The sequence below is a fragment of the Rhizobacter sp. P3_B12 genome, from assembly GCF_056402895.1.
Genome location: NZ_JBFUGN010000107.1, coordinates 1 through 11,069, shown reverse-complemented (window position 1 = coordinate 11,069; position 11,069 = coordinate 1). Strand labels below are relative to the sequence as shown.

The following is an 11,069-nucleotide window of genomic DNA, read 5'->3' as shown; positions in this document are numbered from 1 at the left end:
GTTCGGGCCGGTGGTCGGCTCGGTGGTGCTGACGACGATCGAGGAGCTGACGCGCGCCAGCTTCGGCGGCACCGGCCGCGGTACCGACACCATCATCTACGCGGCGCTGATCGTCGGCATCGCGGTGTTCTACCCGAGCGGGTTGATCGGCTGGTTCCGCGAATGGCAGCAGCGGCGCCGCGCCCGCGCGGTCGAAGCGGCCAAGGTGGAGGTGGCACTGTGAGCCTGCTTGAACTTCAAGGCGTCTCGAAGCGCTTCGGCGGCCTGATGGCCAACCAGGATGTCTCGTTCAGCGTCGACGCCGGCCAGATCGTCGGGCTGATCGGCCCGAACGGCGCCGGCAAGACGACGGCATTCAACTGCGTCGCCGGCTTCTACGAACCGAGCGCCGGCGAGATCCGGCTCGACGGCCAAGTCATCTCCGGCCTGCCGCCCGAGGCCTGCGCCCGCGCCGGCGTGGGCCGCACCTTCCAGGTCGCGCGCACCTTCACCAGCATGACGGCGCGCGAGAACGTGATGACCGGCGCGCTGATGCGCAACCGCCGTGTCTCGGCCGCCCGCGACGAGGCACAGCAGTGGCTGGCCTTCGTGGGCCTCGATCAATTCGCCGACAAGCCCGCCGGCAGCATGACGATCAGCGAGCAGCGCCGGCTGGCGGTCGCCCGCGCGCTCGCCATCGCGCCGAAGCTGCTGCTGATGGACGAGGTGATGGCCGGCCTGAACCCGTCGGAAGTGCGCGAGATGGTGAAGGTGGTGCTGAACATCCGCGCGCGCGGCATCGCCTGCCTGATCGTCGAACATGTGCTCGAAGGCATCATGCCGATCGCCGACAGGATCGTCGTGCTCGACCGCGGCGTGAAGATCGCCGACGGCACGCCGGCCGAGGTCTCGCGCGATCCGCACGTGATCCACGCCTACCTGGGAGACGAGTGATGCTGCAGGTTTCCAACTTGCGCGTCAGCTACGGCGGCGTGCTGGCCTTGTCCGACGTCAGCCTCGAGGTGCCGCAGGGCCAGATCGTCGCGCTGGTCGGTGGCAACGGCAACGGCAAGTCGACCACGCTGCGCGCGATCGCCGGGCTGAACAGGCTCGATGCCGGCAGCGTGCGCTTCGATGGCCGGCCGGTCCACGAGCTGCCGGCGCACCAGCGGGTGCCGCTCGGGCTGTCGCTGGTGCCCGAAGGCCGCCGGCTGTTCCCGCGCCTGACGGTGCGGCGCAACCTGGAGCTCGGCGCCTTCACCCGCACCGATGCGCACGAGGTGGCGGCCGGCATCGACGAGATGTTCACGCTGTTCCCGATCCTGAAGGAGCGCGAGACCCAGCTCGCCGGCACGATGAGCGGCGGCGAGCAGCAGATGCTCGCGATCGCGCGCGGCCTGATGGCCAGGCCGAAGCTGCTGATGCTGGACGAACCGTCGTGGGGCATCGCGCCGAAGTTCGTCGCCAAGGTGCTGGAGGTGATCCAGCGCGTCAACGCGACCGGCGTGACGATCCTGCTGGTCGAGCAGAATCTCCACAAGGCCTTGTCGATCGCGCACCATGGCTACGTGATCCAGACCGGGCGCATCGTGATGCAGGGCAGCGGCGCCGAGCTGGCGGCCAACGACGACGTCAAGAAGGCCTATCTCGGGTTGTGATACTTCGGGTTGTGAGGCCCAGGAAAGAAATCCATGCAAGCTCAAGTTCAAGGCACCGACCGCTGGCAGTTCTGGATCGATCGCGGCGGCACGTTCACCGACGTGGTCGCCAGGCGGCCCGACGGCACGCTGGTCACCCACAAGCTGCTCAGCGAGAACCCCGAGCAGTACCGCGATGCGGCGGTCGCCGGCATTCGCCACCTGCTGGGCCTGAAGCCCGGCGAGGCCTTCCCGGCCGAGCGCGTCGAGTGCGTGAAGATGGGCACCACGGTGGCCACCAACGCGCTGCTCGAGCGCAAGGGCGAGCCGACGCTGCTCGTCACGACAAGGGGCTTTCGCGATGCGCTGCGCATCGCGTATCAGGATCGCCCACGCATCTTCGACTKCCACATCCAGCTGCCCGAGCTGCTGTACAGCCGCGTGATCGAGGCGCGCGAGCGCGTCGGCGCGAAGGGCGACGTGATCGAGGCGCTCGACGAGGCGCAGCTGCAGGCCGACCTGCAAACCGCCTACGACGCCGGGCTGCGCAGTGTCGCGATCGTCTTCATGCACGGCTACCGCTTCACCGCGCATGAGCTCGCTGCCAAGGCGATCGCGCAGCGCATCGGCTTTCCGCAGATCAGCGTCTCGCACGAGGTGAGCCCGCTGATGAAGCTGGTGGGCCGCGGCGACACGACGGTGGTCGACGCCTACCTGTCGCCGATCCTGCGCCGCTACGTGGAGCAGGTCGCGAGCGAGATGCCGGGCGTGAAGCTGTTCTTCATGCAGTCGTCGGGCGGGCTGACCGATGCGCATGCCTTCCAGGGCAAGGACGCGATCCTGTCCGGCCCGGCCGGCGGCATCGTCGGCATGGTGCGCACCGCGCAGCTCGGGCTGTCGCCGCTCGGCCTGGGCGATGACGCGAAGACCGCCACCGCGACCGCCGAGGTCAAGGTGATCGGCTTCGACATGGGCGGCACCTCCACCGACGTGAGCCACTTCGCCGGCGAGTTCGAGCGTGCGTTCGAGACGCAGGTGGCCGGCGTGCGCATGCGCGCGCCGATGATGAGCATCCACACGGTGGYGGCCGGCGGCGGCTCGATCCTGAGCTTCGACGGTGCGCGCTTCCGCGCCGGGCCGGAGAGTGCCGGCGCCAACCCGGGTCCGGCCTGCTACCGCCGCGGCGGCCCGCTCGCGGTGACCGATGCGAACGTGATGCTCGGCAAGATCCAGCCGGCGCATTTCCCGAAGGTGTTCGGCCCGAACGCCGACCAGTCGCTCGACCGCGAGGTGGTGGTGCGCCAATTCACCGAGATGGCCGCCGCGATCGAACGCGCGACCGGCGTCAAGCGCTCGCCGGAGGCGGTGGCCGAGGGCTTCATCGACATCGCGGTGGGCGCGATGGGCAATGCGATCAAGAAGATCTCGGTGGCGCGCGGCTACGACGTGACGCGCTACGCGCTGCAGTGCTTCGGCGGCGCCGGCGGCCAGCACGCCTGCCGCGTGGCCGATGCGCTCGGCATGAACCGGGTGTTCGCGCACCCGCTGGCCGGCGTGCTGTCGGCCTACGGCATGGGGCTGGCCGACCAGGCGGTGCTGCGCGAGCGCGCGGTCGAGCTGCCGCTGGCCGGTGCGATGCCGGCTGTCACCGAACTGCTGGCCACGCTGGCCGCCGAGACCGAGGGCGAGCTGAAGCGCCAGGGCACCAGCAGTGCCGCGGTGACGGTGCTGCGCCGCGTGCACGTGCGCTACGAGGGCACCGACTCGGCGCTGGTGGTGCCGTTCGGCACGCCCGAGGCCATCCAGGCCGCGTTCGAGGCCGCGTACCGCCAGCGCTTCGCGTTCCTGATGAGCGAGCGCCGGCTGGTGATCGAGGCGGTGTCGGTGGAGGCGGTCGGTGCAGGCGATGCGCCGGTCGAGCCGCGCCATGCGCTGGCCGCCAGCGGCGCCGCGCCGGTGCGCGAGACGGTGCAGCTGTTCAGCGGCGGCCGCTGGTGGGATGCGGCGCTGGTGGTGCGCGAGGACGCGCTGCCCGGCCACACCATCGACGGCCCGGCCATCATTGCCGAGAAGACCGCGACCACCGTCGTCGAACCCGGCTGGCGCGCCCGCGTCACCGCGTACGACCACCTGCTGCTCGACCGCGTGCAGCCGCGCGAGCTGCGCCGCGCGATCGGCACCACGGTCGACCCGGTGATGCTGGAGGTGTTCAACAACCTGTTCATGAACATCGCCGAGCAGATGGGGCTGCAGCTGCAGAACACCGCGTACTCGGTGAACATCAAGGAGCGGCTCGACTTCAGCTGTGCGCTGTTCGATGCCGAAGGCAACCTGATCGCCAACGCGCCGCACATGCCGGTGCACCTGGGTTCGATGAGCGAGTCGATCAAGACAGTCATCCAGGGCAATGCCGGGCGCATGAAGCCGGGTGACGTGTACGCGCTGAACGACCCGTACCACGGCGGCACGCACCTGCCCGACGTGACGGTCGTGACCCCCGTCTACCAAGGGGATGGCGAGAACGAGGCCCCGCTGTTCTACGTCGGCTCGCGCGGCCACCATGCCGACATCGGCGGCATCACGCCGGGCTCGATGCCGCCGTTCTCGACGCGCATCGAAGAAGAGGGCGTGCAGATCGACAACGTCAAGCTGGTCGAGGCCGGCGTGCTGCGCGAGGCCGAGATGCTGGCGCTGCTGAAGAGCGGCCCCCACCCGTCGCGCAACCCGCAGCAGAACCTCGCCGACCTGAAGGCCCAGATCGCGGCCAACGAGAAGGGCGTGCAGGAGCTGCGCAAGATGGTGCAGCAGTTCGGGCTCGAGGTGGTGCAGGCCTACATGCGCCACGTGCAGGACAACGCCGAGGAATCGGTGCGCCGCGTGATCACGCGCCTGAAGGACGGCAGCTTCACGCTGCCGCTGGACAACGGCGCGCGCATCAGCGTGGCCATCCGGGTGAACGAGCAGGAGCGCAGCGCGGTGATCGACTTCACCGGCACCTCGGCCCAGCTGACGAACAACTTCAACGCGCCGCGCGCGGTCTGCATGGCGGCGGTGCTGTACGTGTTCCGCACGCTGGTCAACGACGACATCCCGCTGAACGCCGGCTGCCTGAAGCCGCTGCAGGTGATCATCCCCGAAGGCTCGATGCTGAACCCGAACCCGCCGGCCTCGGTGGTGGCTGGCAACGTCGAGACCTCGACCTGCATCACCAACGCGCTGTACGGCGCGCTCGGCGTGATGGCGGCCGGGCAGTGCACCATGAACAACTTCACCTTCGGCAACGCGACCTACCAGTACTACGAGACGATCTCCGGCGGCTCGGGCGCCGGGCCGGATTTCGACGGCACCTCGGTCGTGCAGACGCACATGACGAACTCGCGGCTCACCGACCCGGAGGTGCTCGAGTTCCGCTTCCCGGTGCGGCTGGACAGCTACGAGATCCGCCCCGGCTCGGGCGGCGCCGGCCGGCATCGCGGCGGCGACGGTGGCGTGCGGCGCGTGCGCTTCCTCGAGCCGATGACGGCCTCGATCCTGTCGAACGGGCGCCACGCCGGCGCGTTCGGCATGGCCGGCGGATCGGCCGGCCGGCCGGGCATCAACCGGGTCGAGCGGGCCGGCGGGCAGGTCGAGATGCTGGACCACATCGGTTCGGTGCCGATGGGGCCGGGCGACGTGTTCGTGATCGAGACGCCGGGCGGCGGGGGCTACGGCGCGGTGTGAGGCAAACGATGTCGGTACAAATGGACCGGCGCGCCGGTGTGGGGAAAGGCATCAACGCTCCCTACACTTCGAACCGCCCGGCCCGTCCCTCCCTCATGCCGGGCTGTCCGGCCCATACCTCCCTCCAGCCGGACCTTCGGGCCCGCTGCCGCAATCCTCCCTTTGCCGGCGGGCCCATATTTTTTTCTTTCCCCCGCCGGTGCCACCGATGTTCCTGCTGAAGCTCGCGCTGGTGTGCGCGGTCGTGCTCACGGCCAGCTTCGCCGCGAAGCGTTTCGGCCATGGCGTCGCGGGCACCTTGTCGGGCCTGCCGATGATCGCCGGGCCGATCATGGGCTTCGTGCTGCTGCAGGCGCCGCTGTCGCAGGCGCATGCGATCGCGGTGGCGACGATCGTCGCGTACCCGGCGATGGTGTCGCACATGGTGGCGTTCGCGCACGCGGTGCGGCGCTGGCCGTGGTGGGTGTCGCTGCTCGCGGCGAATGCGGTGTTCCTCGCGGTCGGCGGGTTGCTCGTGTGGATCGAGCTGCCGTTTGCCGCAGCCTGCGGGCTGGCGGCGCTCGCGCCGTGGGCCGGGATGCGATCGATGCCGGCGCACCGCCGCGAGCGCACGGTGCTGCACATCCCGCCGGTCGAACTGGTGCTGCGCGTCGCAGCCGCCGCCGCGCTGGCCGCCGCGATCATGGGTGGCGCGTCGGTGTTCCCGGCCGCGCTCAGCGGGCTGCTGCTCGCGTTGCCGATCACCGGCAACGTGCTGCCGTGCTTCACGCGGGTGCGCCATGGTGCCGACGCCACCATCGAGCTGCTGGCCGGCTTCGTGCGCGGCATGGTCGGCTTCGGCGCGTTCTTCATGGTGCTTGCGCTGGCCTTGCCGACGCTCGGGGCCGGTCTGTCTTACGTGGCGGCGTGGGGGCTGGTGCTGGTCGTCGCGTGGGTGCTGCAACGCCACCGCGCAGCGCTGACGGTACCGCCTGTCGCGCCCGATTGAGTCGGTCGGTGGGGGATTGCAATGGACGTAACTGGCGTAACCTGAGAGACTGACGAGACTGCGAATCCTCCCAGCCCGCAAAGTTGCCATGGCTCCCATTTCATCCCGCAAGCAAGCGAAAACTGCCAAGTCCTCCAGCAACGAGAAGAGCGGGGCTGGAAGCGTCTCCGTGCCGCTGGTCATTGATCTGGCGACCTGGAGCATCCTGGATGCTGAGCTCGCGAATGCCCCAGGCGCCGAGCACCTGGACGCCGACCCGCCGCACAAGGATCTCTCGATCCACCCACTGAGCCCAGGTCTTGCGCGCTCCGTGTTTGAAAAGACCCTCGAGTCTCTGAAGGAGGTCCAGCAGCAACATGTTGGAGAACTGTCCGCGAGGCAGTTCATCCGGCAGGTCGCCGAAACGCTGGCCGACAAGGCAGATGCGGGAATCCGAGACGTGCCCGTCGTTGAAGGCTGGCAACAGCTTCTGGAACGAGGGCTGAAGAGCAAGACGGCGCTGCTGAAGTCAAAGGAGTTCAAGTCGACTTCGCAAGCCAGCGATCTTCTGGGCATTGGAGAGCACGCTGTGCGCAAGCGCGTCAAGGAGCAGAAGCTATTTGCCTTGCGGACGCCCGGTGAGGGAGAGCATCGCATCCCCGCGTGGGCACTCGACCCCAAGATCACGGGTGCGACAACGGCTGCGCTTCTCGCTCGGGCCCGGTCCGCGGACGAATGGCGCATCTACCACTTCATGTCCACGCCAAACGGCAGCCTGAATGGACTTCGGCCTTTCGAGTGCCTGCTGTCCAACGAAAACCTGCCTCGGGCCGAAGTTCTTGCCAAGGATGAATTGATCGCACATCTGAAGCTGTCCGCGGGTTCTTCCTTGTTGGAGCCCGTCAGGCGAGCGTTGGAAAGAGAACTCACCGAAGGTCAGGAGACATGAGCGGTCCGTTCCCGGTGCTTGACCCGACCTTCGTTCTTGCCGTTGAGACGGCCACCAGGGAGACTTTCCATCGGGTCTATTGGTTGGGCCAGAACCCGATGAAACCGAGCGTGGCAGGGGGCAATCGCTATGACTGTCCTGCTGCGCTGCCGCCTTCCGATCAGTTCGGTGTTCTCTATCTCGGCTACGACCTGCCGACGTGCTGGATGGAGACGGTCGTGCGCCAGAACATGGTTCGCCCCGCAGGAACGGACATCCAGATTCCCCAGGCGAAGATGACCGCCCGATGGGCCTGTGAGATTTCTTCCAGGGATCCGCTCGTGCTGGCCCAGTTTGCCGATGAGCCCCTCATCGATCTGGGTGATTGCGCATCGAACGTCATGGAAGACTCCTATCTGCGGACATGGGAGTGGTCGGCGCTGTTGCATGCGCATGCCAACCCCCAAGTCGATGGCCTTCGGTATCGGTCGCGCTTCAAATCAGGCCAGTTCTGCGTGGCACTGTTCGAGCGTGCCATCTCTGCCAAAGGCTTGACCGTTTCGAACGCACGAAGTGTCGACCCCATGACGTCCACAGAGGCTCAGTCGATCATGCGACGGTACCGCGTGGTGCCCATCTAGGGCCTGATCCTCTCGATCTGAATACCCGCCCCGTGTTGACAGCGCGTCGGCACACCTGTAAAAAGAGCGAATGTTCTAGTTGATTAAAAAATAGAACATACGTTCACAGCAGGCCTTCCCCCGATCAACGACATGGCGCAGCGCGAGCCCCCGGGCCGCCGCATGCACCAGGCAGGAGACAAGCATGACCCGATCCTTCCGCGTCCCGGTGCCGCGTGGCGCCGTGCTGGCTGGTGCTCTGCTGCTGGCCGCGTGCGGCGGTGGCGGCGGCAACGACACAGCGCCCACAGCCGATGCCGCCGCACCACCTACCGAGCGCACCGCCGCCGTGGCCGCACCCGGCGCCGGCCAGTGGACCCCGCTGATCCCGCTGTCGATGGTGACGCCGTCGGCCGCGCTGCTGCCGAACGGCAAGGTGGTGCTGTGGGCCTCGTCCGACCGCTTCACCGACGGCGCGCCGAGCGGCCAGACCTACACGACGCTGTTCGATCCGGCCACGCAGACCGCGAGCGAGACGCTGGTCACGCAGACCGGCCACGACATGTTCTGCACCGGCACGACCAACCTGCCGGACGGCCGCATCCTCGTCAACGGCGGCAAGGACAGCGCCAAGACGACGGTCTACGACCCGGTCGCCAATGCCTGGAGCACCGGCGCGACGATGACGATCGCGCGCGGCTACAACGCCAACACCATCCTCGCCGACGGCTCGGTCTTCACGCTCGGCGGCTCGTGGAGCGGCGGGCGCGGCAACAAGCACGGCGAGCGCTGGACGGCCGCCGGCGGCTGGGCCCGATTAACCGGCGTGCCGGTCGACGCGGCGCTCGGCAACGACCCCGATTTCGCGTTTCGCGCCGACAACCACATGTGGCTGTTCCCGGCGCCGAACGGCAAGGTGCTGCACGCCGGGCCGGCCGCGAACATGAACTGGATCGACACCCAGGGCAGCGGAAGCATCACGCCCGCCGGCACGCGCGGCGACGATGCATACAGCCAGAGCGGCAACGCGGTGATGTACGACATCGGCAAGATCCTGAAGGTCGGCGGCGCGCCGGCCTACGAAGGGCAGAACGCGAACAACCGCGCCTACGTGATCGACGTGAACGCCGGCGTCTCGGTGCGCAAGGTCGCGCCGATGGCGTACTCGCGCATCTTCAGCAACGGCGTCGTGCTGCCGAACGGGCAGGTGCTGGTGATCGGCGGCCACAGCTTCGGCCGCCCGTGGTCCGATGACAACTCGGCGCTGGTGCCCGAGCTGTGGGATCCGGCCACCGAGACCTTCGTGCCGCTGCCGCCGATCGGCGTGCCGCGCAACTACCACAGCATCGCGCTGCTGCTGCCCGACGCCCGCGTGCTGACGGCCGGCAGCGGCCTGTGCGGCAGCTGCTCGACCAACCATGCGAACGCGCAGATCCTGACGCCGCACTACCTGCTGAACGACGACGGCACCGCCGCGACGCGCCCGGCGATCAGCACCGCGCCGGCCACCGCGACGCAGGGCACCAGCATCGCGGTGACGACGAACGCCGCGGTCGCGCAGTTCTCGCTGGTGCGCGTGGGCTCGACCACGCACACCGTCAACAACGACCAGCGCCGCATCCCGCTGCAGTTCACCACCACCGGCAGCAACGCCTACTCGCTGGCGCTGCCTTCGAACCCCGGCGTGCTGCTGCCCGGCTACTACATGCTGTTCGCGATGAACGCGGCCGGCACGCCCTCGGTGTCGAAGATGATCCGCATCGGTGGCGATGCCGCGCCGAAGCTCGTGAACCCCGGCACGCAGAGCAGCATCAGCGGCAGCGCGGTGAACCTGGCGCTGGCCGCCACCACGCCGACCGGCACGCTGACCTGGTCGGCCACCGGCCTGCCGCCGGGCCTCGCGATCAACGCGAGCAGCGGTGCGATCACCGGCACGCCGACCACGGTGGGCCAGTACGTGGTCACGGTGAGCACGCGCAACGACGTGGCGGCCAGCAGCACGATGCTGGCGTGGAACGTCACGCCGGTGCTCGGCGCGACGGTGCAGTACGTGATGCTGGAGGCGGTGTCGGAGCAGGGCGGCAACGCCTGGACCTCGATGGCAGAGTTCAACCTGCTCGACCGCGCCGGCGCGGTGATCCCGCGCACCGGCTGGGCGGTGCAGGTCGACAGCCAGGAGGCGTCAAGCGGCCAGAACTCGGGCGCTGCCGCGATCGATGGCGATGCAGCGACCTTCTGGCACACCAAGTACACCGGCGGCAACGCGCCGCTGCCGCACCGCTTCATCGTCAACCTCGGCACCGCGCGCGGCATCGGCGGCTTCAAGTACCTGCCGCGTCCGGTGGCGGGTGGGCTGAATGGCATCATCGCCGGCTGGAACTTCTACATCGGCAACGACGGCGTCAACTGGTCGCTGCTGAAGAGCGGCAACTTCAACGACTTCCCGGACCGCAGTTCGGAGAAGACCGTGACGGTCGACCGCGCCCCGGCCATCGCGCCAATCGCCAACCGCAACAACCTGGTCGGCCAGGCGGTGTCGTTCGGCGTCAGCGCCGGCGATCCTGATGGCGATGCGCTGGCCTGGTCCGCCACTGGCCTGCCGAACGGGCTGACGATCAACGCGACCAGTGGGCTGATCAGCGGCACGGTGAGCACGGTCGGCAACTTCGCGGTGACGATCGGCGTCGACGACGGGCATGGCGGCACCGCGAGCGCGGCGTTCACCTGGAACGTCAGCGCGGCGGCCTTCGTGATCGACCCGGTCGCGGCGGCGCCGATCGCCTCGGGCGGCAGCGTCACGTTCAACGTCGCGTCGAACGGCGGCACCGGCACGCGCTACCGCTGGACCTTCGGCGACGGCACGGCGCAGACGGCCTATTCCACCGCCACGTCGATCGCCCACACCTACGCGGCGCCGGGCCTGTACAGCGTGACGGTGGAGGCGATCGATGCGAACAACGTCGTCACCTCGCGCACCTTCAGGCAGGCGGTGTATGCCGCGGCCACCGCAGCGCGCCCGACCTCGTCGTCGGCGATCGCGCTGGAGCCCGCGACGACGCCGCGCGTGTGGCTGGTGAACCAGGACAACGACAGCGTCAGCGTCTTCAACGGCAGCACGAACGCGCGGGTCGCGGAGATCGCGGTCGGCACGCGGCCGCGCAGCGTGGCGCGTGCGCCCGACGGCCGCATGTGGGTCGTCAACAAGGGCGATGCGACGA

At 68.7% G+C, this 11,069-nt stretch carries 7 protein-coding genes and 1 pseudogene; all 8 read left to right on the top strand.

Annotated features, from left to right (window positions below; translation table 11 throughout):
• Positions 1 to 223, top strand: a pseudogene (locus tag AC1D01_RS08700) (branched-chain amino acid ABC transporter permease); the annotation flags it as partial.
• Positions 220 to 933 carry an ABC transporter ATP-binding protein gene (locus AC1D01_RS08695; protein WP_477865651.1) on the top strand — a complete coding sequence of 238 codons (714 nt, stop codon included), beginning with the start codon at positions 220 to 222 and terminating at the stop codon, positions 931 to 933. The pseudogene AC1D01_RS08700 and the gene AC1D01_RS08695, both read left to right, overlap by 4 nt.
• Positions 933 to 1,637 carry an ABC transporter ATP-binding protein gene (locus AC1D01_RS08690; protein WP_477865650.1) on the top strand — a complete coding sequence of 235 codons (705 nt, stop codon included), beginning with the start codon at positions 933 to 935 and terminating at the stop codon, positions 1,635 to 1,637. The genes AC1D01_RS08695 and AC1D01_RS08690 overlap by 1 nt, the downstream gene beginning before the upstream one ends.
• Positions 1,638 to 1,670: 33 nt before the next feature.
• Positions 1,671 to 5,336: a hydantoinase B/oxoprolinase family protein gene (locus AC1D01_RS08685; protein ID WP_477865649.1), complete on the top strand. Its 3,666-nt coding sequence runs from the start codon at positions 1,671 to 1,673 to the stop codon at positions 5,334 to 5,336.
• Positions 5,337 to 5,544: 208 nt separating this feature from the next.
• Positions 5,545 to 6,324 carry a hypothetical protein gene (locus AC1D01_RS08680; protein ID WP_477865648.1) on the top strand — a complete coding sequence of 260 codons (780 nt, stop codon included), beginning with the start codon at positions 5,545 to 5,547 and terminating at the stop codon, positions 6,322 to 6,324.
• A gap of 88 nt (positions 6,325 to 6,412) precedes the next feature.
• Positions 6,413 to 7,252, top strand: coding sequence for a MerR family transcriptional regulator (locus AC1D01_RS08675; protein ID WP_477865647.1), 840 nt, complete (start codon positions 6,413 to 6,415; stop codon positions 7,250 to 7,252).
• Entirely contained in the window at positions 7,249 to 7,872 is a 624-nt protein-coding gene (locus tag AC1D01_RS08670) for an RES family NAD+ phosphorylase (protein ID WP_477865646.1), read from the top strand. The genes AC1D01_RS08675 and AC1D01_RS08670 overlap by 4 nt, the downstream gene beginning before the upstream one ends.
• A 184-nt stretch (positions 7,873 to 8,056) precedes the next feature.
• On the top strand, positions 8,057 to 11,069 hold a 3,013-nt coding region (locus AC1D01_RS08665), incomplete at its 3' end, for a putative Ig domain-containing protein (protein WP_477865645.1).

What these genes read in the sequence shown, in the direction of transcription:
- AC1D01_RS08690 (WP_477865650.1), top strand. Translation starts at nt 933, where the DNA reads ATGCTGCAGGTTTCCAACTTGCGCGTCAGCTACGGCGGCGTGCTGGCC.
- AC1D01_RS08680 (WP_477865648.1), top strand. Translation starts at nt 5,545, where the DNA reads ATGTTCCTGCTGAAGCTCGCGCTGGTGTGCGCGGTCGTGCTCACGGCC.
- AC1D01_RS08675 (WP_477865647.1), top strand. Translation starts at nt 6,413, where the DNA reads ATGGCTCCCATTTCATCCCGCAAGCAAGCGAAAACTGCCAAGTCCTCC.
- AC1D01_RS08670 (WP_477865646.1), top strand. Translation starts at nt 7,249, where the DNA reads ATGAGCGGTCCGTTCCCGGTGCTTGACCCGACCTTCGTTCTTGCCGTT.